Origin of the sequence: Gordonia sp. McavH-238-E (genome assembly GCF_022348225.1) — a bacterium.
Lineage (GTDB): Bacteria > Actinomycetota > Actinomycetes > Mycobacteriales > Mycobacteriaceae > Gordonia > Gordonia terrae.
Window position 1 is genome coordinate 357,776 of record NZ_JAKRFE010000002.1, and the last position, 24,192, is coordinate 381,967.

General features: G+C 65.7%; 29 protein-coding genes. 7 read left to right on the forward strand and 22 right to left on the reverse strand.

Features of this window, described 5'->3' with window-relative positions:
• Positions 1-45 precede the first annotated feature (45 nt).
• Positions 46-435: a hypothetical protein gene (locus MHN80_RS03745; protein ID WP_064569479.1), complete on the forward strand. Its 390-nt coding sequence runs from the start codon at positions 46-48 to the stop codon at positions 433-435.
• On the opposite strand, the gene MHN80_RS03750 is transcribed toward MHN80_RS03745, so the two are convergent.
• The 10 genes from MHN80_RS03750 to MHN80_RS03795 all read right to left on the reverse strand — a co-directional run bounded on the left by MHN80_RS03750 (position 432) and on the right by MHN80_RS03795 (position 7,828).
• Positions 432-1,166, reverse strand: a complete 735-nt coding sequence (locus tag MHN80_RS03750) for a DNA alkylation repair protein (RefSeq protein ID WP_239399601.1) — start codon at positions 1,164-1,166, stop codon at positions 432-434. The two genes, MHN80_RS03745 and MHN80_RS03750, sit on opposite strands and share 4 nt — an antisense overlap.
• Before the next feature lie 6 nt (positions 1,167-1,172).
• The gene (locus tag MHN80_RS03755) at positions 1,173-2,366 is read right to left on the reverse strand and encodes an NAD(P)/FAD-dependent oxidoreductase (RefSeq protein ID WP_239399603.1); all 1,194 of its coding nucleotides are present in this window, start codon (positions 2,364-2,366) and stop codon (positions 1,173-1,175) included.
• 82 nt (positions 2,367-2,448) lie between these two features.
• Positions 2,449-3,027: a hypothetical protein gene (locus MHN80_RS03760; RefSeq protein ID WP_239399605.1), complete on the reverse strand. Its 579-nt coding sequence runs from the start codon at positions 3,025-3,027 to the stop codon at positions 2,449-2,451.
• Positions 3,024-3,662, reverse strand: a complete 639-nt coding sequence (locus MHN80_RS03765; RefSeq protein ID WP_101822407.1) for a hypothetical protein — start codon at positions 3,660-3,662, stop codon at positions 3,024-3,026. Before MHN80_RS03765 ends, MHN80_RS03760 begins: the two co-directional genes overlap by 4 nt.
• A gap of 31 nt (positions 3,663-3,693) precedes the next feature.
• The gene (locus MHN80_RS03770; protein ID WP_239399607.1) at positions 3,694-4,230 is read right to left on the reverse strand and encodes a hypothetical protein; all 537 of its coding nucleotides are present in this window, start codon (positions 4,228-4,230) and stop codon (positions 3,694-3,696) included.
• Entirely contained in the window at positions 4,227-4,850 is a 624-nt protein-coding gene (locus tag MHN80_RS03775; RefSeq protein WP_239399609.1) for a hypothetical protein, read from the reverse strand. Before MHN80_RS03775 ends, MHN80_RS03770 begins: the two co-directional genes overlap by 4 nt.
• Positions 4,847-5,776, reverse strand: coding sequence for an SDR family oxidoreductase (locus MHN80_RS03780; protein ID WP_239399611.1), 930 nt, complete (start codon positions 5,774-5,776; stop codon positions 4,847-4,849). The genes MHN80_RS03775 and MHN80_RS03780 overlap by 4 nt, the downstream gene beginning before the upstream one ends.
• 79 nt (positions 5,777-5,855) lie before the next feature.
• Complete coding sequence (locus MHN80_RS03785) at positions 5,856-6,488, reverse strand: TetR/AcrR family transcriptional regulator (RefSeq protein WP_004020585.1); 633 nt, start codon at positions 6,486-6,488, stop codon at positions 5,856-5,858.
• On the reverse strand, positions 6,485-6,721 hold the full coding sequence (locus MHN80_RS03790; RefSeq protein ID WP_239399613.1) for a hypothetical protein: 237 nt from the start codon (positions 6,719-6,721) through the stop codon (positions 6,485-6,487). Before MHN80_RS03790 ends, MHN80_RS03785 begins: the two co-directional genes overlap by 4 nt.
• A 123-nt stretch (positions 6,722-6,844) precedes the next feature.
• Complete coding sequence (locus MHN80_RS03795; RefSeq protein ID WP_239399615.1) at positions 6,845-7,828, reverse strand: o-succinylbenzoate synthase; 984 nt, start codon at positions 7,826-7,828, stop codon at positions 6,845-6,847.
• An 83-nt stretch (positions 7,829-7,911) separates the two neighbouring features.
• Here MHN80_RS03795 and MHN80_RS03800 point away from each other — a divergent pair, with 83 nt between their 5' ends.
• The gene (locus MHN80_RS03800) at positions 7,912-8,850 is read left to right on the forward strand and encodes an oxygenase MpaB family protein (RefSeq protein WP_239399617.1); all 939 of its coding nucleotides are present in this window, start codon (positions 7,912-7,914) and stop codon (positions 8,848-8,850) included.
• A gap of 130 nt (positions 8,851-8,980) precedes the next feature.
• Here the strand turns inward: MHN80_RS03800 and MHN80_RS03805 are convergent, their stop codons facing one another.
• Positions 8,981-9,778 (reverse strand): SDR family oxidoreductase, encoded by a 798-nt coding sequence (locus MHN80_RS03805; protein ID WP_239399619.1) that lies wholly within the window; start codon positions 9,776-9,778, stop codon positions 8,981-8,983.
• Positions 9,775-10,722, reverse strand: coding sequence for an ABC transporter permease (locus MHN80_RS03810; protein WP_239399621.1), 948 nt, complete (start codon positions 10,720-10,722; stop codon positions 9,775-9,777). Before MHN80_RS03810 ends, MHN80_RS03805 begins: the two co-directional genes overlap by 4 nt.
• A 211-nt stretch (positions 10,723-10,933) precedes the next feature.
• Here MHN80_RS03810 and MHN80_RS25855 point away from each other — a divergent pair, with 211 nt between their 5' ends.
• Positions 10,934-11,359, forward strand: a complete 426-nt coding sequence (locus tag MHN80_RS25855) for a helix-turn-helix domain-containing protein (protein WP_354595835.1) — start codon at positions 10,934-10,936, stop codon at positions 11,357-11,359.
• A 180-nt stretch (positions 11,360-11,539) separates the two neighbouring features.
• Here the strand turns inward: MHN80_RS25855 and paaK are convergent, their stop codons facing one another.
• From paaK to MHN80_RS03860, 10 genes are all read right to left on the reverse strand, one after another.
• Positions 11,540-12,880, reverse strand: coding sequence for a phenylacetate--CoA ligase PaaK (paaK, locus tag MHN80_RS03815; protein ID WP_239399623.1), 1,341 nt, complete (start codon positions 12,878-12,880; stop codon positions 11,540-11,542).
• An 18-nt stretch (positions 12,881-12,898) separates the two neighbouring features.
• A complete protein-coding gene (gene paaE, locus MHN80_RS03820; protein ID WP_239399625.1) occupies positions 12,899-14,002 on the reverse strand; it encodes a 1,2-phenylacetyl-CoA epoxidase subunit PaaE in 1,104 nt (367 codons plus the stop codon).
• A gap of 4 nt (positions 14,003-14,006) precedes the next feature.
• The gene (gene paaD / locus MHN80_RS03825) at positions 14,007-14,519 is read right to left on the reverse strand and encodes a 1,2-phenylacetyl-CoA epoxidase subunit PaaD (protein ID WP_239399780.1); all 513 of its coding nucleotides are present in this window, start codon (positions 14,517-14,519) and stop codon (positions 14,007-14,009) included.
• 26 nt (positions 14,520-14,545) lie between these two features.
• The gene (gene paaC / locus MHN80_RS03830; protein WP_239399627.1) at positions 14,546-15,463 is read right to left on the reverse strand and encodes a 1,2-phenylacetyl-CoA epoxidase subunit PaaC; all 918 of its coding nucleotides are present in this window, start codon (positions 15,461-15,463) and stop codon (positions 14,546-14,548) included.
• 7 nt (positions 15,464-15,470) lie between these two features.
• Positions 15,471-15,833, reverse strand: coding sequence for a 1,2-phenylacetyl-CoA epoxidase subunit PaaB (gene paaB, locus MHN80_RS03835; RefSeq protein WP_239399629.1), 363 nt, complete (start codon positions 15,831-15,833; stop codon positions 15,471-15,473).
• Positions 15,830-16,810 (reverse strand): 1,2-phenylacetyl-CoA epoxidase subunit PaaA, encoded by a 981-nt coding sequence (gene paaA / locus MHN80_RS03840; protein ID WP_239399631.1) that lies wholly within the window; start codon positions 16,808-16,810, stop codon positions 15,830-15,832. The genes paaB and paaA overlap by 4 nt, the downstream gene beginning before the upstream one ends.
• Positions 16,811-16,886: 76 nt before the next feature.
• Positions 16,887-17,663, reverse strand: coding sequence for an enoyl-CoA hydratase/isomerase family protein (locus MHN80_RS03845; protein WP_239399633.1), 777 nt, complete (start codon positions 17,661-17,663; stop codon positions 16,887-16,889).
• Positions 17,660-18,523 carry a 3-hydroxyacyl-CoA dehydrogenase family protein gene (locus MHN80_RS03850; RefSeq protein WP_239399635.1) on the reverse strand — a complete coding sequence of 288 codons (864 nt, stop codon included), beginning with the start codon at positions 18,521-18,523 and terminating at the stop codon, positions 17,660-17,662. Before MHN80_RS03850 ends, MHN80_RS03845 begins: the two co-directional genes overlap by 4 nt.
• Complete coding sequence (locus MHN80_RS03855; RefSeq protein ID WP_239399637.1) at positions 18,520-19,245, reverse strand: enoyl-CoA hydratase/isomerase family protein; 726 nt, start codon at positions 19,243-19,245, stop codon at positions 18,520-18,522. The genes MHN80_RS03850 and MHN80_RS03855 overlap by 4 nt, the downstream gene beginning before the upstream one ends.
• On the reverse strand, positions 19,242-20,477 hold the full coding sequence (locus MHN80_RS03860) for a thiolase family protein (RefSeq protein WP_239399639.1): 1,236 nt from the start codon (positions 20,475-20,477) through the stop codon (positions 19,242-19,244). The genes MHN80_RS03855 and MHN80_RS03860 overlap by 4 nt, the downstream gene beginning before the upstream one ends.
• 114 nt (positions 20,478-20,591) lie before the next feature.
• Here MHN80_RS03860 and MHN80_RS03865 point away from each other — a divergent pair, with 114 nt between their 5' ends.
• The 4 genes from MHN80_RS03865 (at position 20,592) to paaI (ending at position 24,069) form a co-directional block, all read left to right on the forward strand.
• A complete protein-coding gene (locus tag MHN80_RS03865) occupies positions 20,592-21,203 on the forward strand; it encodes a TetR/AcrR family transcriptional regulator (RefSeq protein ID WP_239399782.1) in 612 nt (203 codons plus the stop codon).
• Between the two features lie 93 nt (positions 21,204-21,296).
• Positions 21,297-23,333 (forward strand): phenylacetic acid degradation bifunctional protein PaaZ, encoded by a 2,037-nt coding sequence (gene paaZ, locus MHN80_RS03870; RefSeq protein ID WP_239399641.1) that lies wholly within the window; start codon positions 21,297-21,299, stop codon positions 23,331-23,333.
• Complete coding sequence (locus MHN80_RS03875) at positions 23,330-23,644, forward strand: EthD family reductase (protein WP_239399643.1); 315 nt, start codon at positions 23,330-23,332, stop codon at positions 23,642-23,644. Before paaZ ends, MHN80_RS03875 begins: the two co-directional genes overlap by 4 nt.
• A gap of 47 nt (positions 23,645-23,691) precedes the next feature.
• Positions 23,692-24,069, forward strand: coding sequence for a hydroxyphenylacetyl-CoA thioesterase PaaI (gene paaI / locus MHN80_RS03880; RefSeq protein ID WP_239399645.1), 378 nt, complete (start codon positions 23,692-23,694; stop codon positions 24,067-24,069).
• The last annotated feature ends 123 nt before the right edge of the window (positions 24,070-24,192 follow it).

Below are 24,192 nucleotides of genomic sequence, written 5' to 3' on the forward strand. Positions count from 1 at the left end.
GGTCGAGTCCGTGCAGTCGCAGTTCTACCGAAGGAGTACGACGACGTGAGCACCATCCGCGGTTCCCGGCTCGATCCCACCCAGCTCGCACGTGGTCTCGCAGCCATGCTCATCAGCATCGGCGTGCTGCACTTCGTGGCGCCGAAACCGTTCGACGAGATCATCCCCGAAGAGATCCCCGGCGATCCCCGGACCCTGACCTACGCGTCCGGCGTCGCCGAGATCGGCTTGGGCGCAGCGCTTCTCGCTCCGAAGACCCGACGAGCCGCGGGCGCGCTGTCCGTCCTGCTGTTCCTCGCCGTGTACCCGGCCAACATCAACATGGTCCGGCTCTGGTGGAACAAGCCGCTGCCCTACAAGATCGTCGCTCTCGCCCGGTTGCCTTTCCAGTTCCCGATGATCTGGGCCGCGGCGAAGGTCGCGCGCGAGGGCTAAGGCCGGAGCGCACGGTAGTGTGCGCGTTCGTCCGGAGTCCGGTGCTCGAGCGCATACGACAGTGCGGTACGGCCCATCCGGGCGGCATTGTCGTCGAGGTAGCCGAGCAGCACGGTCGGGTCGACACGTTTGCCGACCTCGCGCAGCATCCAGCCGAACGCCTTCTGGATCAGATCACGGCGGTCGTCGCGGACAAGCGGTGCCACCGCCAGCAGTGCCGTCGCGTCACCGCGCTTGATGGGCGCGAAGGTCGCGATGATCCCCACCCGGCGCCGCCACAGGTCATCATCCCGCGCGTGTCGCAGAATGAGGTCGAGTTCGCCGGTGCGGCGGCAGTATTCGCCGAGCACCGGATCGACGGAGGAGTCGACGAGATCCCAGTTGTTCACCCGGCCCCGGCGCACGGCGTCGAGATAGAGGTCAACCCAGCCACGCCCGTCGCCACCGCCGCGCAGTTCGGTGTCGAACTCCTGGCGGAGGATGAACAGGGCGATCAGCCGGTGCTCGTGCACCGGCGAATCGAGTAATTCGACGACCTGGTCCGGGCCGATGCCACGGAACCCCTTCGCCAGCTTCCGTTGCACGGGGACACGGATTCCGAGAAATTTGTCGCCCTCTCCGTATCCCCCGGGCCGCGCCTGGAAGAACGCGGCCTGCCCGAGCGCGAGCTCCGGATCGGCCACCTCGGCTGCCGCATCACGCACCTGCGCTGCGGTCGGCGCGTCCGACATGTGTCGCTACAGCAGATCGGCCACGGGGGTGGGGGTCTGGAGCTTGGGCCGGGTCTTCATCACCGCACCCACCTTGCCTGCGCCCACCACACCGGTGAGCACACCGCCCCGGCTGTAATACGCGACGAACTTCTTTCCGTCATCGTCGACGAGATGGACCTCGTCATCGGCGCGCGGAGCACCGAGCACCTGGATCTTGACGTCGAACTGGTCGCTCCAGAAGTAGGCCACCGACGCCGTCACCGCGTCGCCACCGGTGATCTGGTGGGCCACCACCGACGCCTGCTCCACGGTGTGGTTCCAATGCTCGACGCGTGTGGGCCGCCCCTCCCCGTCGAGCCAGTTCGCCACATCACCGAGCGCATACACATTCGCGACACTGGTATGCCCGGTGGCATCGCAGGCGATCCCACCCCCGACCTCACGCGGGGCGAGATCGATTCCCGAACCGTCCAGAAATCCGGTCACCGGAGTCGAACCGATACCGACCACGACGATCTCGGCGGGCAACGTCGTGCCGTCGGTGAGTTCGACCGCCTCGACCCGACCGTCCGACACCACGATGCTCGCGACACCGACACCGGTCCGCAGATCGATGCCGTTGGCCACATGCAGCCGTGAGACCAGCGCGCCGATCTGCTCCCCCAGCGCCACCGCCAGGGGCGTCGCAGCCGGCTCGACGAGACTGACGGACAGCCCGCGCGTCACAAGACCCGCCGCCACCTCGCATCCGATGAAACCGGCGCCGATGACGACCGCGGTGCTCGCGGAATCGATCTCACCGCGCAGCGCCACCGCGTCGTCGTAGGTGCGCAGCACGTGCACACCACCGACCTTCTCGGGCAGACCCGGGAACGGCCGCGGATCGAGGCCCGTCGCCAGGACCAGGGTGTCGTAGGCGACGGTGGCGCCCGAGGCCAGCGTGATCGTCTGCTCCGCCGGCGACACCGCGCTCACCGCGTCACCGAGCCGCAACGTGATGCCGGCCTCGTCGTAAAACTCCGCGGGCTTGAGATCGACGCGGTCGTCCTTGCCCAGCAACACCGACTTCGACAGGGGCGGACGATCGTACGGCGGGTGATCCTCCGCCCCGACGAGCGTGATCGGATCCGCGAACCCGTTGTTCCGCAGGTTCTCCGCGACCCGGACACCCCCAAGCCCGGCACCGACGACGACCACGCCCGCGCTCGATCCACTCATCTCTCGTCCCCTCTTGTCGTCCCTCCCGCGGACACCGGTCAGAGCCCGGCGGTCGCGCGGACCGCCCCGGGGCACGGGTGCCTCAACGGGTCACATCGCCGACCGGTTGCAGGTCGGACAGCAGCCAATTCCCGTCGACCTTACGCATAAGTGCCCACCGCGCGGTAGGGGTCGCCGCAGGTTTTCCGTCGGCGGGCTGCCTAACGTCTGTAGATTCTTCGCCCGCGCTCCGTCCGACCACCTCGTTGACGAACACCAGCACCCGCGCCCGGTCCGAATCGGCCTCGTGCAGACCGGCACCGACGACCTCGCCCCGGACCGACAGCGCGGACGCACGGACACCCGGCACCACGACATCGGCCCCGCGGTTGCGGTAGTCCAGGCGGAGCGGGTCGGTGAGCAACGCGTCGGTCGCGCGACGCCGGTCGGCAGGGTCATCGGGCGAATAGGTCAGCACCGCACCCACGGCCGCCGCCGCAGCCGTGAGGATCTCGGCGCGCTGATCGTCGGTCGGGTCGGAGTCCGGACGCATCGTGGCCGCGCCGGCGATCACCGCGATCACGAGCAGCAGCACCGTCGCGGCGACGACGAGTCGCAGACGAGCGCGCTGGCGGCGGGTCGGCCGTGCCGGTAGTGCTTCCCGGCCTTCGGTGGTGGTCACGGACGCCTCGCCTGGGCGATCTTCCAGCCGTCTTCGGTGCTGGTCATCGTGACCAGGGCCGTGATCCGCTCACCGGTGGTGTCGATCTCCGAACCGTCGCCCGGCTCCCCGAGGAGCGCCGGGTTCGTCGCGTCGGCGACGACCAGGACGTCGACACTGCTGCCGATCTCGTCGGACGTCGGGTCGGTGACGAGTCCCGCCGAAACAATCTGCCCGACACTCGGAACCGCCTGCCCACCCACCTCCGCCGCCAGGGCGTCGCGGGCGGCGTCGATCCGCTCCCGCTGCGAGCCGGTGCTCACCGCGGCGACGGCGGCCACATATCCCTCGGGGTCGGTCGGGTCGGCGGTGAGCATGGCGGTGACGGCTCCGCGTGCGGATGCGAGCACGTCATCCGCCAGGGCCGCCGCCGCATGCTGTTCGCGGATCTGCCAGCTCAACACTCCGGCCACCGCGACGAGCAGCAGCACGGCGACCGCCACTGCGATGAGGGCCCGGCGCAGCAGACGCGTCCGTCGTGAGGCACGCGACCGTAGCGCCGGGGCCGCGGCGATCCGGGCGGTGCGCGCGCGGCGCACCGCCGTGTCGACCCGCTCGCGAGCGAGTTCGACTCTTGCCGAACCGGTCTCGTTCATCGCCGCCACCGCCTCCGGCCCGCGGGCGCAGTCATCCGATCACATCCGCCGCCGCGAGAAGCCAGGCGTCGTCCATGCGGACGAACCGGGCGAGGACCGAGCGGCGCACCGTCGTCGCCGGCCCGGCGTCGGGGCGTACGGTCACCGACACCCGCACCAACGCCTCCCCCTCCTCGCCGTCGGCTGCGACGACGCTGACGATCTCAGGGCGCCACGTGACCGACGACGTCCCCTCGGGCGGCGGCCGATCGAGCTGAGCGCCGTAGCTGTCGGTGAAGTCGTCCGCGACCAGAGCCCGCGCGCGGGCCCGGTCCTGCTGCCATCTGCCCGCGTCGACGGAGAAGACGTCCGAGACGATCGCGCCGGCCTGTGTTCGCAGCTGATCCCGGCTGTGCGCGACCTCGGCGCCGGCCCGCTGCGATTCCCACAGCGCGAGCACGACGACGAGGGCGGTCACCAGTACGACCGATGCGATCGCGATGCGGACCGCGGCGGCTCGTGCGGTGACCGGCTGTGTCGTCTGCCCCCGGCCCGATCCGGCGGCTCCGTACTTCGTCAGCGAACTCATGGAAGATACTGCACCGCCCCGAGTTTCAGACTTCCGTCGGCCGGCGTGACGAGGACACGCAACCGGAATCGGCGCGCCTGGTCGTCGGCCGCGCCCGGAGCGTTCTGGCCGGCGAAGACCACGGTGGCGGCCACGAGGACCGTGGCGGAATCGCCGTCGCGGACGGAGATCCCGGTGCCGTCGACCGAAGACTTCGCGACAGTGCCGTTGGCGCGGACGAATTCGGTGTAGCTGTCCGCCGATTGAGCGAATTCGTCGTAGAAGGCCCCGGTGGCACCGGCGAGGATCCGCTGGGCGCGCCGGTCGTCGCGGCTGTCCGGCGCGATCAGCACCTCGACGCGTTCGGCTGCGGCCGACTGGAGTTCGGCATCGGAGTAGTGCGCGCGGTCCCGCGTCCACGCGGTGACCGCGACACCGGCCAGCCCGAGCGCAACGACGAGCACGAGGCCGGCGACCACCCACCGACGCCGGGGAAGTCGGCGCCGTAGACCGGCGTCGACCTCGATCCGGTGCAGCTCGTCCAGCGCGTCGCGCAGCTCGCGTCTGGCCGCTCGATCGGCATCCAGCTCATGCGACCCGGACGGGGCGGCCGCCCGCCCGCTCGTACCCCCCGCCTTCACGACGACAGGGGCGTGCTCTCCTGGGGCGATGTCAGGCGCTCGCCCGCCGCCCTCGTCTCGACCTTTTCGCCGCGGATTCGGCTGGAGTATGCGGCGCGGGCCTGCTGGTCGGGACTGAGGAAGATCGAGTCCAGCTTGGTCAGCTTGCGCGACAGCCGCTTCATCGCCTGCGGGAAGAGCGGACTCGACTCGGCCCACCGCATCGACCGCGGCGCGTAGACGCGGGTGACCGGCCGCGCGATCGTCTGCACGACGATCGAGGCGACCTCACCGGGCTCGACGGTCTGGATGAATTTGTTGGTCTGCAGACCCGAGATCAGTGCGGTCCGCGTGAATGTCGGCAGCACTGCGCTGATCGTGACGCCCTGCGGCTCGAGTTCGGCGCCGAGCGCCTCGGAGAATTCGATGACGGCTGCCTTGGCACCGTTGTAGATCGTGAGGCCGGGAGTCGGTATGCGTCCGGCGGTCGAGGCGATGTTCACGATGTGACCGGTCCGGCGCGGCGCCATCCGGCGGGCCGCCTCCTGGCATCCGATGATCACACCCAGGACGTCGATCTCGTAGGTCTGGCGGATGATCGTGTCGTCGTAGGACAGGAACGGACCGACCGGCATGATCCCGGCGTTGTTCACGAGTACGTCGATCGGCCCCAGTCGAGCCTCGACCTCGGTCAGGAACGCGTCGAAGGACTCGCGCTTGGTGACGTCCACCTCGATGCCCTCGATGCCGAGGTCGGCGGCGGCCTTCCCCACGGCTTCGGAGTCCACGTCGCCGATGGCGACCTTCGCCCCCGCGTCGAACAGCTGGGTGGCGGTCTCGAATCCGATGCCCCGCGCGCCACCGGTGATGACCACGACCTTGTCCCGCAACGCGGCGCGGATGGCCGCGTGGTCGGGTGTGCGGGACAGCCTGTCGCGCAGACTCATTGGATCTCCTTAGGTGGAAGTGAACGGAATCGGTCAGCGCGGAGCGGAGCGGAGCGAGCCGTTCATCTCCGGCAGGGTGTCACCAGATCATCGGTGCGAGGAACTTCGCGGCGAAGTCCCGGACGCGTTGCGGTTCGTTGCGCGCGGGGTCCGACGGCGGCGTCTCGAGCAGCGAGATCACCAGGCGCACATGGATCTCCACGGCCTCCAACAGGTCCTCGACGGGCATCTGTGCACCTTCGTCGCGGAGCGTCGCGGCCACCCGGTCGGTGACCATGTCGATGAACAACGACGTCATCTTGGCGGTGACGCTCTTGATCTCGGAGTCGGTGAGGACGATCCGGCTCAGCAACGGGTCGGAATTGACCCATTCGGCGCCGACCGCGAACGCCTCGACCAGTGCGGCCTTGGGACCGAGCCCCTTCACCGAGGCCTCGAGCTTCTGCATGCCGGTCTCGTAGGCGTCGTTCGCCACCGCGTAGAGCAGCGCGTCCTTGTTGGGGAAGCGCCGGTACAAGGTGCTGCGGCTCACCCCCGCACGCGCGGCGACCTCGTCGATGTTGGCGCGTCGGACGCCGACCTCGGCGAACTCGGCCCCGGCGGCGGCGAGGATCGCCGCCTCCTGGTCGGCCGGGCTCGCGGTGTTCCGGACCTTACGCGTCGACGTCCGGGTCCTGCTGTCGGTCTTCGTCCCGGTATCTGCCACGGTCATCGCCGCCGCGAGGTGACAGGGAGCTCGGTCTCCGCGGGTTCCGACAGCCGGCCACCGCCCGGCGTGGGATGCATGATCGTCGTGATCTCCATCAGGTCAAAATACAACCCTCCGCTGCGGCAGATGCGGCCGACGAGAGCACCGTCCTCGGTCTCCGGCATCGCGACGCCGTACGAGAAGGGAGCCTCGGACAGCCCGATGCCTGCGGGCGCAGCCGCCAGAACCGAACTCATGCCCATCCCCTCCCGCTCAGACCGTGAGTGAGTCACCCCGATGATGTGACCCACATCGCATACTAGACCATGTTGAGACAGATCGAAAAAACCGTTTCTACCGCGAGGTGCGCCCGGGCACCGTCACCGACCGGCGAGGAGGCGATGACATCGCCGCAGACGTTCCCGCCACCGGTGCTGACCGTCGGGTCCCAGCGAGAGTCCGCCGGTGTCGATCGGGGCGTCGGCGTCGAACCATCGGACGTCGACGCCGCCGTCGACCATCTGGAACGACGTCGCGACGTCCGCGGCGAGCAGCGTCCCCGTACCCAGTCCGCACGCGAGTTCCAGGCGGGGCAGCGCGGCGGCGGCGGCGATCCCCGCAGCCATCCCGATCGCGCTGTCGAGCGCGCTCGAGACCACGATCTCGAGCCCGATGTTCTCGGCGAGCGCGAGCGTTGCCCGCATGCCGCCGAGCGGCGCCACCTTGACCACGGCGACATCCGCGGCGTCGGCGGCCACCACCCGATACGGATCGTCCGCCTTACGGATGGACTCGTCGGCCGCGATCGGCACCCCGACCGCCCGACGGACCGCGGCGAGTTCCTCGACTGTGCGACATGGCTGTTCGGCGTACTCGACGTCACCAATGGCCCGCAGGGCGGCGATGGCCTCGTCCACTGTCCACCCCCCGTTCGCGTCGACGCGCACCCGGCCGATCACCGCACGCGTGGCCGCCACCCGCGCGACGTCGTCGTCGAGCGTCTGCCCGGCTTCGGCGACCTTGACCTTCGCGGTGCCCGCACCGGGGTAGCGCTCGAGCAGCGCCGCGACCTCCTCGGCCGGGATCGCGGGCACCGTCGCGTTCACCGGAACCCTGTCGCGAACGGCCACGGGAGGCCCGACCCACGCCGCCTCGAGACCGGCCCGGAGCCATGACGCCGCCTCCGGATCGTCGTATTCGAGGAACGGCCCGAATTCACCCCACCCCGCCGGACCGGCGAAGACCATCGTCTCGCGTGAGGTGAGCCCGCGGAACCTGGTGCGCATCGGGAGTCGGACCGCCACAGCGGATGCGAGGACGTCCTCGACATCCGGAAGATCCCAGTCCTGCTCGTCGCGCATCATCCGACCTCTCTCTCCGAACGCGGATCACCTGCTTCGTTGAAACAACCTTCCAAGTTTGTTCCAAGTGCGATAGTCTCGCCGCCATGTCAGTCAACCAGGGATTCGATGCCGGTATCCGCGAGGCGGAACCGATGATCGTCGATGACACTCCGGACACCGCGGGCGAGATCGCCTCTCCGCGCCTCGGTGCCGACTCGCTCGTGTGGAAGTTCTACGGCGACAACCGCGGCCTGCTCGGTTTCCAGCGTCTGGCCGGCACCGAGAACTGCATCGAACAACTCGGCCAGGCCGTCCTGGACCATTCGGTCATCTTCAGCGACTTCCTCGGCCGGGCCAAGCGCACCGGCCCGCCCGTCATGCGCACCGTCTACAGCACCGAGCCGGAGAAGTGGGGTCGCACGGTGCGCGACTTCCACAAGGACATCAAGGGCACGATCAGCGACGGGTCGCGCTACCACGCGCTCAACCCGGAACTCTTCTACTGGGCCCACGCGACCTTCGTCGACCAGGTCCTCTTCATCACCGACACCTTCATCCGACGCCTGAGCTACGCCGAGAAGGTCCAGATCTTCGAAGAGAGCAAGGTCTGGTACCAGCTCTACGGCGTGAGCGACCGCGGCCAGCCGCAGACCTACGACGAATTCGTCGAGTACTGGGACGACATGCTCGATCGGTTCGTCCCGCACAAGACCATCGTCTATGCGACGGGATACATCCGGCAGGGACTCCCCCGGCCCAAGAAGATCCCCGCGCCGGTCTGGAAGGTCGTCTCGGCTCCGCTGAACGCATTCATCCGCACGGTGGTCGTCGGCACTCTCCCCCAGCAGATGCGCGACGTCTGCGACCTCGAGTGGAATGATCGGCGCGAGAAGAACTTCCAGCGTTTCGCCGCCCTCATGCGGGCCGCCAATCCGCTGATCAACCGGCTGCCGCTCAAGTATCTCTATGTCCCATGGGCCTACGACGCCTGGCGCAAGGTCGGGATCGACCCGAGGCCGCTGCACAACAAGCCCGCACGATAGCCGGGGCGCGACGAAATGACTACCACAGCCGCGGCCAGACCACCCGCCGCCACGGCGATTGTGCGATGGCAGATCTGGGGTGTCCCCAACAGGAAATGGCCTGCCAGATGCTCGGTCTTGCGCTCAGGGCCTAGACCGCCCCGGCACGTCGTTGCAGCGCGCCCATCAGGCGTACCACGGCCCGCCGTGGCATGAACTTGGTGACGATCGACAGAGGCCGGCCGTTGCTGATCACCGAGGGAGGCGGCGAAGACCGATCAAGTGTTCCCAGTGCTACGTCGACCACTCTTCGAGGCGTCGCACGCTTTGTTCCGAAATCCGCTGAGCGACTACCTGCGACATCGTAGAACTCGGTGGCAACCGCGCCCGGGCAGATTGCCAGAACACGCAAGCCGGACGTGCGGGTCTCCTCCCAGAGCGATTCGGTGAAGCTGAGCACGAATGACTTGGTCGCTCCGTAGACCGCCAGGTACGGGGTCGGTTGATACCCGAGAATGCTGGCGACGTTGATGATCGTGCCGTTGTTTCTCGTGAGCGGCTCCACGAACGCATGGGTCAGGTCCACCAACGCACTGACATTCAGAGCGATCATCGACTGGAGTCGCGCAGGATCTTCACGTGCGAAGACACTCCGCGACCCGAAGCCTGCGTTGTTCACGAGACCGGTCACGCTGATGCCCCGGTTTTGGAGTTCTTCCCGCAAAGTCCGTCCAGCTTCCGGACTACCAAGGTCTCGGACGAGGGTGGTCACTCGGACCCCGTGTTGGCGCGTGAGTTCGTCGGCCAGTGCGGCCAACCGGTCACCACGCCTCGCGACGAGGACAAGATCGGAGCCTCGCTCGGCGAGTCTGCGAGCGAATTCCTCCCCAAGCCCCGAGCTCGCACCGGTCACAATGAAGTTCTGCCCACGGTAGTCCGTACTAGTCATGATTTGATCGCCCTTTCTCTCGTCGTGCTAGTCGTCGGTCTCCGAGCCCTCAACGTCGTGAGCGCCGCCGCGACGACGATCCAGGCGATAAGCACTAGCCATCCGGACCATTGGTGGGCTCCGTCGAAGTAGCTGACGTCGGTGATCGAACGGATAGCCGCGCCGGGCGGTAGGAGTTCTGACAACACCCGGGCGTACCCCGGCAGGAGGTCAACACCAACTGTGGCACCACTGGTGGAGTTGCCGATGGTGATCAACAGGATTGTCGCGATCGGTATGCCTACCGCACCAAGCCAGGCGCCGAGCGCTTTCGTAGCCAGTGCGGTCGCAGCCGAAAGCAACGCCAAAGTGACTGCCATCCCGGTGAAATCACCTGGCAATGCACCCATAACCGGACCCGCCAAGACCGACGCGAGCACGCCGACCAAGGCGGCGAACCCGATGACGGCGATCAACCGGTGCCGTAGGTGAAGTTGCGCGGTCATCGCCATCAGCATCTGGGCCAACACGAACGAAGCCAACGTCACGCCGAAGGCCACGTAGAAACCGACGGTGCCCCGACTGTCATACCGCACCAAAGGGACTCGGTCTTCGACCGCCACCTGAGTACCGGTGGAACGCGCATAGCCCCTGATCATCCGTTCCAGCGCACCGACCGTCGACGGCCCGTTGGCGCCGGCGACTTCTAAAGTCAGCGGCACGCGCGGCGACGCCCGGTGGTCGGGAACCTGGGACACGACGGCGACAACGTCTCGACCGTCGACGAGCTCTCGGCCTTCCGCGACATCGGAGACCTCTCGGACGCCGACAACATCTCCCAGCGCCCGCTGCAACGAGGTCCCCAGCTCGCTTCCGACAACCGCGATCGGAATGCCATGGGGGGCCGGATCACGTTGGAGTCCGACATACATTCCGATGAACGCGATCGCGATCAAGGAGGACACGAGTAACGGTTGCAGCCATGCACGGAGCGGAGGACGTGGTCCAGAACGGTCACACTCATCGGATTGCGTCGATGGAGCTGCGTGACGCGGGGTGTGACCGAAGGCCGGAACTGCGACCTGTTCGTCCACGCCACCTCCCGGGGGTAGATTTAGTAGGAAATTCCTACTCAAGGTACAGAGGTTTAGTTTGAAAGTCCAACCTTATGATTCGTTGTCGGTCGCACTCGACGCGATCTCCGACCGGTGGTCGCTGCACGTCGTGCGAACCTTGGCGTTTGGGGCAATACGCTTCACCGACATAGTCACTCACACCGGCGCCCCGCGCGACGTGTTGACCACTCGGCTCCGCAAACTGACCGAAGACGGAATCGTGGTGCGCCGCCCCTACCGAGAGGACTCCGTACGCGAAGGCTACTTCCTGACTGACAAGGGACGGGACCTCGCACGTATCCTGCTCGTCCTCAAACGTTGGGGAGACACCTACAGCCTCCCGGACACAGCCCGTCGATCGTTCGTTCACACACCATGCGGGGCCAGTTTCGAGGCCCTCATAGTGTGCGAACACTGTCGCGAACCAGTCGGATCCGATGAACTCGTCGAGCTTTCTGTCGCGTCCCATGTGGGCGAGGACGGTTAGACCCCCTGGACCAGCTGCGCTCTTCATGGTCGATGTCGAGGACAAGACATTCTGGCGCCCATGGTGGCGACTTCGCATAGCTTGATCGGCCCGGGCTGATGACCCATCCAGATGTCGTGGCGCTCGAGGAGCTCGCAGACGTCGAACCCGGTGGTCAGCAGCAACTGAACCGGCCGATTCTCAACTCCCGTATTCAGCAGCGCGTTCACTCGGCCGATTGTCCAGCAGCCTCTTGGCTTTGCCCGTTGAGCGGGACAGCACGCCCGGCTCGACCACGTCGACGGTGGCGGTGACCCCAACGCGGTTCTTGATCAGTGTCTGCAATTCGACGGCCGCCACTCCCCGCTGCTCAGACGGCACGTCGTGACGGGGCTCGACACGAACTACGAGTTGATCCAGGCGCGCGGGTCGTTCAAGTACACACTGGAATTGCGGCGCCAGAGCCGGCACTGTCAAGATGAGCTCCTCGATCTGTGTCGGAAATAGATTGACTCCGCGCAGAATAAACATGTCGTCGGTTCGCCCCGTGACCTTCTGCATGCGACGCATCGAGGGTCGTGCCGTCCCCGGCAACAACCGACTGAGATCGTGTGTCCGATAGCGAATGATGGGCATCGCCGCTTTAGACAGGGACGTGAAGACCAGCTCGCCCTCCTCTCCATCGGGTAGCACCTCGCCGGTTACCGGATCGATGATCTCCGGGTAGAAGTGGTCCTCCCAAATGTGCAGGCCGTCTTTGGTCTCTACGCACTCCATCGCGACGCCGGGTCCCATCACTTCCGACAGCCCGTAGATGTCAACCGCATCAATGTCGAGCTGCGCCTCGAGTTCGCCGCGCATCTGCTCGGTCCACGGTTCGGCACCGAAAATACCAGCCCTCAGCGAAGTCGATGAGGGGTCGATACCTTTGGCCAGCATGGCGTCGACAATCGTCAGCATGTAGGACGGGGTGACCATGATCGCATCTGGCTGGAAGTCCTCGATGAGTTGGATCTGCCGATCAGTCATCCCACCCGACATCGGGATCACGGTGCAACCAAGGCGTTCAGCGCCGTAGTGTGCTCCCAACCCGCCGGTGAACAAGCCATACCCATACGCCACATGTACTTTGTCCGACGGGCCGACACCTGCCGCCCGAAGGCTTCGGGCAACCAACTCAGCCCAGTTGTTCAAGTCGCTCGTCGTGTACCCGACGACAGTCGGTCGACCGGTCGTCCCTGACGAGGCGTGGATACGGGACACCTCGTCCGGCGGTACAGCCAGCATCCCGAACGGATAGTTCTCGCGCAGATCAGCTTTCACGGTGAACGGGAAGAGCCCGAGGTCCCCGATAGAATGCAAATCCCCGGGATGCACGCCCCGGTCGTCGAATGCCCGCCGGTAGTGGGGCACATTGTCATAGGCATGGTTCAAGGACCATCTGAGTCGTTGAAGCTGCAGGGCTTCGAGCTCGTCGCGAGACGCGTACTCGGTACCCTCGTCTCGGCCGTCCGCCGCAGGGTGAGATGCGAAGCTAGTCATCGTGACTCCGGCCTTCTGTTACGCGTCGAAGTCGACAGTCACACTGTCGTCGACAGGGAAGGTCTGACAGGTCAGGACAAAACCATCCTCGACCTCCGAACTCTCGAGAGCGTAATTACGACGCATATCGACTTCGCCGCGGGTCACTTTGGCGCGACAAGTACCGCACACGCCGCCCTTGCAGGCAAACGGCAGGTCAGATCGCAATTGTTCGCCCGCATCGAGAATCGACTGGTCACGGGACAGTCGACCAGACACGGTGCGGCCGTCAAGGACGATGGTCACGTCACTGCTCGGGCCCGTCACACCAGGCTCACGGTGACGCTCCTGCGGCGGCGGGACCTCTTCGACGTAGAACAGTTCGTGGTGGATGCGCTCCGCAGAAACCCCTCTATCGGCGAGCACCTTCTGCGCGTCGGTGACCATGCCGAATGGGCCGCAAAGCCAGAAGTGGTCGACGTCGGCAGTGGACACCACATCTGCGAAGAGGGCGTGCAGCCGCTCGCTGTCGAGACGACCGGTGAACAGTTCGACGTCGCGCGGTTCCCGGGACAGGACATGGATCACTTCGAAACGGGCACCGTACTCATCCTTCAGATCGGCGATCTCGTCGGCGAACATCACCGAACGAGACCGTCGATTACCGTAGAGCAGAACGACGTCGGCGTCCGGGTTCTGCAGCACCGAGGCCGCGATCGAGAGCATCGGCGTGATGCCTGAGCCGGCGGCGATCAACACGTGCCGGCCCCCCATCGCCGGATCGGCGACGAAGGTGCCCGTGGGGCCCTGCACGTCGATGCGATCACCGGCCCGGACGTCGTGGACCAGCCACGAGGAGAACAGTCCGTCGGTCACCTCGCGCACCCCGACGCGTGGAGCCGAACCGACCGGTGCGCAGATCGAGTATGACCGACGATGCTCGACGCCGTCCACGACGCGACTCAGCGTCAACGACTGGCCGGGACGGAAGTCGTACTCGGACAGCAAATCTGCGGGTACATCGAAACGGACGGCGACGGCGTCGTCGCACAAACGCTCGACATCGGCGACGGTGAGGGTGTGGAACGGCCGGTTGCGCGCGGCGCGCGCGACGTCGGCCGGGGGGTCGACTGCTGTGGTCACGGGGTCAGATCTCCTTCACGTGATCGAAGGGTTCCACACAGCTCAGGCACCGGTAGTGAGCCTTGCAGAGAGTGGCGCCGAACTCCGAGACCAGCTGTGTCTCCTCGGAACCGCACTGCGGGCAGGCGATCACACGTGGCCTGGGGGTCAGGGTGAGCGGGATCGGCCCGCTCGTCGCCGTCGGTACACGCCGCGGTGTCGAGTACCCGCTCTCGGCGAGCTTGCGCAGTCCCACCGCGGAGATCCAGTCGGTCGACCATGCCGGGTCCAGGCTAGTCCGCACGGTCACCGAACGAAACCCGCGGCGCGCCAGCACATATTCGATGTCATTGCGCATCGTCGCGATGGCGGGGCACCCGGAGTAGGTGGGGGTGATGGTCACCGTCACCGCACCGGAAGCGGTCACCTCGACGTCGCGCAGTACACCGAGGTCGTCGAGCGTGAGCATCGGCATCTCCGGGTCGGTGACCCCGGCAACGAGCGCCCGAACCTCGTCCGGCGTGCCCGATACGGCCATGTCGTGGATCAGGGTCTCCGTCGACATCACCACACCCCCTCGGGATGGGCACGAGCAACGCTCTGCATTTCCGCGAGCAGCAGCCCCATGGTCTCGGTGTGTATCCCGCGGCGCCCACCGCGCCCGCCGACAGTGCCCACCGAACCGACCTCCGGGAGCTCCACCTCGGCAGCGTGCAGAACCTGGGCGACAACGTCGTCGAACTCGTCGCGCACGGACCGAGGGTCGACCGCAACCGAGACCGCGGCGAGCGCTATCTCCTCGTCGGTCGGCACGAAAAGCTCGTCGACGTAGGGCCAGACCCGCGTCAGGGCATCGTGCAGCCGGCGACGGGACTCGTCGGTGCCGCATCCGAACGTAACGACCCAGCGCGCCGCGTAGTCGCGGTGGTAGGTCAGTTCTTTGACACCCTTTCCGGCCACTGCCGCCAGGACCGGGTCGCGCGAGGTCCGCAGGCGATCGAAGACCGCAAGTCGGAAGGTGGCGAAAACCAGGAGTCGCACGATCGACACGGCGAAGTCGCCGTTGTCGAGTTCGACGAGCCGGATGTTGCGGAACTGCTGTTCGTCGCGGAAGAAGGCCAGGGCATCCTCAGCCGGTACCGGTGAGGTGTCCGAGATCCGGGGGACCACCTCGGCGTCAGCCGCCGCGGCGCGAGCCAGCAACAGTCGAGCCTGACCGAGGAGGTCGAGGCCCACATTCGCGAGAGCGACTTCCTCTTCCAGCTCTGGGGCACGAGTACTCCACTCGGCCAGTCGTTGTCCGCTGAGCAATGCATCGTCACCCAGCATCAGACAGTAGCCCGCGAGTACACGAAGGTCGACGTCATCGGGAACGGTGGTGTCGACGCCGGCCAGCGGATCGTCGAAGCTGGTGCCGAAGGCCCACTGCCCGTGAGAATCCTCGTCGACCAGCCCTTCGTAGGCGTTATCGTGATCGGTCATCGGTGCCTCACATATGGGGAACGTTGTCGGGGATCTCGTAGAACGTCGGGTGGCGGTAGACCTTGTCGCCACTCGGCGCGAAGTACGGGTCCCTCTCGGCCGGGCTCGATGCGATGATGTCGATGGAAGCCACCACCCAGATGCTGACGCCCTCATTGCGTCGCGTGTACACGTCGCGGGCATGCCGCAGCGCCATCTCGTCATCGGCGGCGTGTAGCGATCCGACATGGACGTGGTTGAGCCCGCGCTTCCCGCGCAGGAACACCTCGTACAACGGCCAGTCAGCTTTCACCTGCTCCGCTTTCGGCTCCACGGGCACGTTCTCGGTTGGCACCGCACCATGACCGCCCTCGGCAGTGAACTCGCTCATCGTGACCCCTTCTGGCCTTGCGCTTCGCGCTCGGCTCCGCGTGCCGCGAAAACCATCGCCGCCTCGCGTACCCACGCGCCGTTCTCATGTGCGGCGCGCCGGTTGGCGATCCGCTCCGCATTCGAGGCGCCGTTGCCCTTGACCACCTCCATGAACTCGCTCCAGTCCGGCTCGCCGAAGTCGTACGAGCCGCGCTCGTCATTCCATGCCAGGTCGGGATCCGGGAAGGTCACGCCCAGCGCTTCCGCCTGCGGCATGCTCATGTCCACGAAACGCTGACGGAGTTCGTCGTTGGTGTGCCGCTTGATCTTCCAGTCCATCGACTGGGCGGTGTTGGGTGATTGGTCATCCGGTGGCCCGAACATCATCAACGCCGGCCACCACCAACGGTTCACCGACTCCTGCACCATGTCGCGCTGCTCGTCGGTGCCCCGCATCATCGTCGTCAGCAGCTCGTAGCCCTGCCGCTGATGGAACGACTCCTCCTTGCAGACCCGGATCATCGCCCGGGCGTAGGGACCGAACGAGCTGCGGCACAACGGCACCTGGTTGCAGATAGCCGCCCCGTCGACGAGCCAGCCGATCGTGCCGACGTCTGCGTACGTGAGCGTCGGGTAGTTGAAGATCGACGAGTACTTCTGTTTTCCCTCGATCAGTTTGGTCGTGAGATCGGCGCGATCGGCACCCAGGGTCTCCGCCGCCGAGTACAGGTACAGGCCGTGGCCCGCCTCGTCCTGGACCTTGGCCATGAGAATGGCCTTGCGCCGAAGGGACGGGGCCCGGGTCAACCAGTTTCCTTCCGGCTGCATCCCGATGATCTCAGAATGGGCATGTTGAGCGACCTGACGGATCAGCGTCTTGCGGTAGCCGTCCGGCATCCAGTCGCGGGGCTCAATCCTCGTGTCGTCCGCGATCGTCTTCTCGAAGTAGTCCTCGAGCTGCGCCGCGTCGACGTCAATGGGCTGTGACGTGGTCATTCATCCTACTCTCATTACCGAATGATCGGTTGGTAATAGTATGCGTGATAATGCTCATGGACACAAGGGCGGCGGCTCACAGGCCGGTGAACACCGGCTTCTGCTTGGCGAGGAATGCGTCCACGGCAGCTTTGTGATCGGCAGTTTCGCCCAACGCGACCTGCGCGTGGAATTCGCGGTCGAGGGCGGCGTCGAGACCCGCCGCCGAGGCCGAGACGAGGTCTTTGATCTGCCGGTACGCGAGCGTCGGGCCCGCAGCGAGCTTCCAGGCAATACCCGAGGCGACGTCGCGAACCTCGTCGTCGGCCACCACGCGATGCACCAGACCCCAGTCAAGGGCCTGGGCAGCGGAGACCTTGTCGCCGAGCAGAAGCAGAGCGCCGGCCCGCCCCGGGCCGAGATTGGCGACAAGGGACTGACTGAGTCCAGAGTCGGCGGCCAGGCCGATGCCACTGAAAGCAGTCGCGAACGAGGTCCTCTCTCCCGCGATCCGGATGTCGGCGGTGAGTGCGATCCCCCAGCCCGCGCCCACGCACGCGCCGGAAATCGCAGCGACGATAGGCACCTCGATCGCGGCCAGAGCGCGGATCAGTGGGTTGTAGTGCTCCCCGACGGTGTTCATCGCCGTTGCGGCGTCGGCGTTCAGAGCCTCAACGTGGTCGCCGAGATCCTGCCCTACGCAGAAGTTCTTTCCCTCAGCCGTGAGCAGCACCGCGCGGACCTCGGGCACGGTGGCGCCGCGGACCGCGTCGACGAAGGCGACCTTCGTCGCCTCGTCGAGGGCGTTGTGCGCAGACGGCCTCGCCAACGTGATCGTGGCCAGGCCTTCGGAGATGTCGAGAGTGACGGTCATGACGTAGATCCTTCCCATTCGTGGAACCCGCGGCCGGTCTTACGACCCAGGTGGCCACGGGCAACTTTGTCTCGCAGCAACGGTGGCGGATCGAAACGCGGCCCCAGGGTCCGGGCGAGGTGTTCGGCGATCGCCAGGCGCACGTCGAGTCCAACAAGATCGGTAGAACGTAGCGGTCCCATCGGATGGCGGTAGCCGAGTTCCATGGCGCGGTCGATCGATTCGGCGTCGGCGACCCCTTCCTCCAGCATTCGGATCGCTTCCAGCCCGAGGCACACGCCGAGGCGGCTGGTTGCGAAACCCGGCGAGTCGTTGACCAGGACCTCGGACTTGCCGAGGAGTTTCACCCAGGCGCGGACGGTTTCTACGACCGTCGTCGATGTCGTGGAGGTGCGGATGATCTCGACCAGGACCGATGCCGGCACCGGGTTGAAAAAGTGCATGCCGATGAAGCGGCTCGAATCATGCAGAGCAGCACCGAGTTCAGCGATGGAGATCGAACTCGTATTGCTGGCAATAACCGTTGACGGACCGACGGCCTTCTCGACCGCCGCCAGCACGTCGACCTTCAGCGACGGGATCTCCGGGACGGCCTCCACCACGAGATCCAGCGCCGACGGTAATTCGAGAGGGTCGCCGACGGTGGTCACCTTCTCGGCCACCGCGCCCACTTCCTGGCCGTCGAGCTTGCCGCGCTCGTGCGCACGCCGCAGACCCGTGGTGACCCGATCGAGGGCGGCGATCTGGTCGGAGGCCTCGGCGATGGCCACCTCTGATCCGAGTGTCGCGAACACCTGGGCGATGCCAGCGCCCATTCGCCCGCCACCGATCACTCCAACGCGAGCTGGTACTCCGGTCATCGCTTCGCCCTTTCCAGGAACGCGGTCATCCGGTCCTGTTTGTCCTCGGTCTCGAACAGCACCGCCTGGGCGATGTCGTCGGCCCACGGGTGCGCGCCCGGCGCATCGACGATGGTCTTGGTCAGACGCAGGGCCAGCGGGGACTGCCGCACGATTCGATCAACAAGCCGATGCGCCGCATCGAGGTGATCGTCGACGATCTCCATCAGGAGCCCTGCCTGCAAGGCAGCAGAAGCGTCGAGTGTACGGCCTCCGAGCAATACCTGCTTGGCGATCGAAACACCTATCAGCTCCGGCAACCGGTAGCTCGCGCCGGCGGCGGCGAGGATTCCCAGACCCGGCTCGGGGTTGCCGAAAACCGCTGTCGGGGTGGCGATCCGGATGTCACACGCGTAGGTGAGTTCCGCTCCACCGCCGAGCGCGTAACCGCTGACCGCGGCCACGGTCGGCTGGGGCAGTCGCGCGAATCGATCGAAAAGATTCCGGTTGATCCCGGCCAGCGCCTCGGCGCGCCTCCGGTCTCGGAGCTCCGCGATGTCGGCTCCGCCGGCGAAGTGGTCCCCCTTGCCGACCAGGATGACCGGCTTCGGACTCCGCTCGGCGAGCCCGCAGACGTCGTGCAGATCGGCGATCATCGCAGCGTTGATGGCGTTTCGCTGCGCGGGGCGGTTCAGCGTTATGACTAAACGGTCATCACGCTCGTCAACGTCGATGGTGGTCACGGCGCCTCGATCAACATCGAGACACCCTGTCCTACACCGACGCACAGAGTCGCCAGGCCTCGCCGGGCGCCTTCGCGTTCCATCCGACCCAGCAACGTAAGCACAATCCGCGCGCCGGATGCCCCCAGCGGGTGCCCCAAGGCGATCGCACCGCCATCGACGTTGACGATGTTCTCGTCGAGCTCCAGCCGCCGAATGACACCGAGCGATTGCGCGGCAAAGGCCTCGTTGAGTTCGATCGCACCAAGGTCTTCGACCGACCACCCGGCACGGGCGAGCACCTTTAGAGTCGCGGGCACAGGACCGAGACCCATTACGTTCGGGGCCACGCCCGCGCTCGCAGATCCGACGATCCGCGCCCGAACTCGGAGGCCGTGCTCACGGACGGCCGCTTCGCTCGCGACCACCAGCGCCGCGGCGCCGTCGGTCAGCGGCGACGATGATCCGGCCGTGACGATGCCTCCGGCGCGGAAGATCGTCGGTAGCGTGCCCAACTTCTCGAGTGTCGTGTCCCGCCGCGGGGTCTCATCGATGTCGAACTTCTGCGTACGTCCACGTCCTGTGGGTATCTGTACCGGCACGATTTCCCGGGCGAACCGTCCTGCGTCGATGGCTGCTGCAGCGCGCTGTTGACTCCGAAGCGAGAAGGCATCACTTTCCGCACGGGAGATCCCCTCGACAGCCGCGACCTCTTCGGCCGTTTCCCCCATCGCGAGTGTGATCCGACCATGACCTGGTGTCGGCCCTTCGGGTGAGCGCTCGTCACGATCGACGAACGCAGCGTTGGTGAAACGCCAGCCGAGCGCCGTGTCGTATGATTCGCCCGGTTTGGCCCATGCCTTCGTCGGCTTGGCGGTGACCCAGGGCGCCCGAGTCATCGACTCGACACCGCCGGCGACGATGATGTCGGCCTCACCCGCACGGATGGTGCTCGCAGCCGTCGCCAACGCAGTAAGTCCACTGGCACACAGGCGATTCACGGTATAACCAGGGACGGAATCGGGCAGCCCCGCAAGCAGCACTGCCATCCGGGCAACATTGCGATTATCCTCGCCCGCCTGGTTGGCCGCGCCGAGGATCACCTCGTCCACCTGGTCATCGGGAACGTCAGCTCGCCGGATTGCCTCCCGCACCACAAGTGCAGCCAGGTCATCCGGTCGCACCCCGGAAAGTGCACCACCGTAGCGGGCCTGGGCGGTTCGCGCCCCGTCCACCAAAAAGACGTCAGTCACCTTCACTCCTTGTCTCGATACGCCAACAGTAACCAACTCTTCGGTCGGTAATCAAGAACCGATGGAGACCTGCACCTAGTGGCATGGGGTCGGATAGATGTCAAGATGATTGGCATGACCAGCGCACGCTCCCCTCGACGGTCCGGCCGCCCCGGCCGGCCCGGGTACGACCTCGATTCGCTCCTTGCCGTAGCCGTCAAAGTGTTCAACGACAAGGGTTACGACGGAACCAGCATGGATGCACTCGCCGAACGCCTCGGAATCAGCAAATCCTCGATCTATCACCACGTCGCGGGAAAAGAGGAGCTGCTCGAACTCGCCCTCAACCGCGCACTCAACGCGCTCTTCGCAGTGACCACCGAGTCCGGAGCAACCGAAGGGGCTTCGATCGAGCGTCTGGAGTACCTGGTCCGCCGCAGTGTCGAAATCCTCGTCGCCGAACTGCCTTATGTCACGCTTCTGCTCCGCCTTCGAGGCAACAGCGCCGTCGAACGGCGTGCGCTTGCCCGCCGGCGTGAATTCGACGATTTCGTCTCCGGACTCGCTGTCGCCGCCGCCGACGAGGGGGACCTTCGCATCGGGATAGACCCACACGTACTGGCGCGATTGTTATTCGGGACGGTGAACTCCCTGATCGAGTGGTACCGACCCCGAAGCAGTGGGTCCTCGACCGACATTGCCGACGCCGTTGTGGCGCTAACCTTCGACGGGCTACGCCGCACCTGACGCGTACCTCTGGGAGAGGGCCCCGCCTTGACAACATCCACTGTGCGCAGCGATGGTAATTACCGACCGAACGTACGGTGAGATGGAGTTGAAGTGAGCAGACTACTCGAGAGCTATGCGCAGGGCGCGTGGTTCGCCGCGCACGACGCGGGCACCCCTTTGCTGAGTGCCGTTGACGGAAGCGAGGTGGCCCGTATTTCGTCGGCGGGCCTCAACGTTGCCGGCATGGTCGACCACGCTCGCCGAGTCGGCGGTCCGGCACTACGCGAGCTAACGTTCCATGAGCGCGCAGCGCTGCTCAAGCAGCTGGGCCTAACGTTGATGGAAGGTAAGCGCGAATTCTACGAATTGTCGGCGTCTACCGGCGCGACAGCCAGGGATTCCGCAGTAGACATCGACGGCGGTATCGGGACCGTCTTGAGCTACGCAAGCAAGGCGCGGCGTGAACTCCCCAACGACACCGTGTATCTCGATGGGGCTTCGGAAAAGCTGGGCAAGGCGGGCACCTTCCTCGGCCAGCACATCTATACGCCTCGGCACGGTGTCGCGGTGCAGATCAACGCTTTCAATTTTCCGGTATGGGGCTTCCTAGAGAAGCTTGCACCCGCGTTTATCGCAGGTGTCCCGTCGATCATCAAACCCGCCAGTCAAACCGCCTACCTCACGGAGTTGGTGTTCCGCCGCATCATCGAGACCGGGCTGCTACCTCAGGGGTCAGTCCAACTGATCTCCGGCAGCGCGCTAGACCTACTCGACCACCTCGGTGGTCAGGATTCGGTGGCCTTCACCGGGTCCGCAGACACCGCCGCTCTGCTACGCGCACACCCACGCGTGGTCAAAAGCGGCGTGCATTTCACGGCAGAGGCCGATTCGCTCAACGCCTCCATCCTTGGCCCCGATGTCGCACCTCACGATCTCGAGTTCGATCTGTTCATCAAACAGCTGGTCACCGAGATGACTGTGAAAGCGGGACAAAAATGCACCGCGATTCGCCGGGCCATCGTGCCCAACAGCCGCATCGACGCGGTCATCGAAGCCACGAGCGCACGACTGACTAAGATCACCATCGGAAACCCGACGTCCGAAAACGTACAGATGGGGGCACTCGCGAGCGTCGAGCAACGCAACGAAGTACTCAAATCGGTGCGCGCACTGATGAAGTCGACGAACGTAGTCTTCGGGGACCCTCATCACGTCGACCTTGTCGACGCCGACCCAGCCAAGGGCGCATTCCTCTCCCCGATCCTGCTGCGAGCAGACGACAGGAACGCCATCGAGCCGCACGAGATCGAAGCCTTTGGCCCCGTCTGCACGGTCATCGGCTACGACGACACCGCTGACGCCATCGACCTCGCTGCACGCGGCCAGGGCAGCCTAGTCGCTTCCGTCATCACCAAAGACACAGCGACCGCCCGCGAGATCGTCCTCGGACTGGCCCCCTACCACGGTCGCGTTCTGATACTGAACAGTGACGACGCCAAGGAATCCACCGGCCACGGTTCTCCGCTCCCGGTGCTGGTCCACGGGGGTCCGGGACGAGCAGGTGGCGGCGAAGAACTGGGCGGAATACGCGGTGTCCTCCATCACATGCAGCGTACCGCCGTACAAGGCACGCCCGAGATCCTGACCGCAGTCGGGAACAAATGGGTCACCGGAACGTCCCGAAACGAAGGGACACATCCATTCCGGAAGAATTTGAACGAATTGCGTCTGGGCGACACCGTCATCGCAGGGCCTCGGACGGTGACCCGCGCCGACATCGATCACTTCGCCGACTTCACCGGCGACACCTTCTACGCCCACACCGACGTGCAGGCTGCATCAGCCAATCCGATCTTCGGAGGCATCGTCGCCCACGGCTACCTTGTGGTCTCACTAGCCGCCGGCCTATTCGTCGACCCACCCCCCGGCCCCGTGCTGGCGAACTTCGGCGTCGACAATCTGCGCTTCCTCACGCCGGTCAAGCCCGAGGACAGTCTGACCGTGACTTTGACAGCTAAACAGATCACACCCCGCCACAGCACCGACTACGGCGAGGTCCGATGGGACGCCGTCGTCACCAACCAGAATCGCGACCCGGTGGCCACCTATGACGTGCTCACGCTCGTTGCCAAAGGAGAGCAGGAATGACCATCAGAGTCTCGGTCTGTTACGGAACACCCTCTGACCCAGCGGCTTTTGATGACCACTACACCAACGCGCACATCCCGATGGCTAGAAAAGTGCCTGGGCTGCAGGCCTACGTCTACGGCAAAGTCAGCTCGCTCGATGACTCAGAGCCGCCGTACTACTCGGTCGCCGGGTTGTACTTCCCTGACCGAGACGCGCTGAGGACGGCATTGGTCTCACCCGAGATGAGAGCCACCGGCCGCGATGTGAAGAACTTCGCCTCCGGTGGCGCAACGATGTTCATCACCGATGAAGAGGTCGTCGGCCCATGAATCCTGAGCAGTCGGTCACACAGCGCAGTCATATGGTCGCGAGGAGAATGTTCGATTCCGACGCCGCGTCGAAGGCCCTCCGTATCGAGATGGTCGAACTCGGAGACGGTTTCGCACGCACCACGATGACCGTCACCGAACTGATGGTCAACGGTCATGGGATCACCCACGGCGGTTACGTCTTCCTGATCGCCGACACAACCTTCGCCTTGGCGTGCAACAGCTACGAGGACTCCGCGGTCGCGGCCCGCGCTGACATCCGGTACTTGCGTCCTACCCGGCTCGGCGACGTACTGGTTGCTACCGCGACGGAACGATCGCGCTACGGCCGCAACGGCCTCTACGATGTGGCGGTCAGCGTCGGCGATCATGTGATCGCGGAGTTCCGTGGAGACAGTCGGACCGTACGTATTCCAAGCCTGTGAACATCAGCCGACGTTCGCGACAGGCATAGGGCAGGTTCGCGGTCACCGCAGCAGCTTGACTGTTGAGACTGTGTGCCGCGGCCAGGGCGGCGGGCGTGTCGAGGTGGGCTGGTCAGGAGTGGT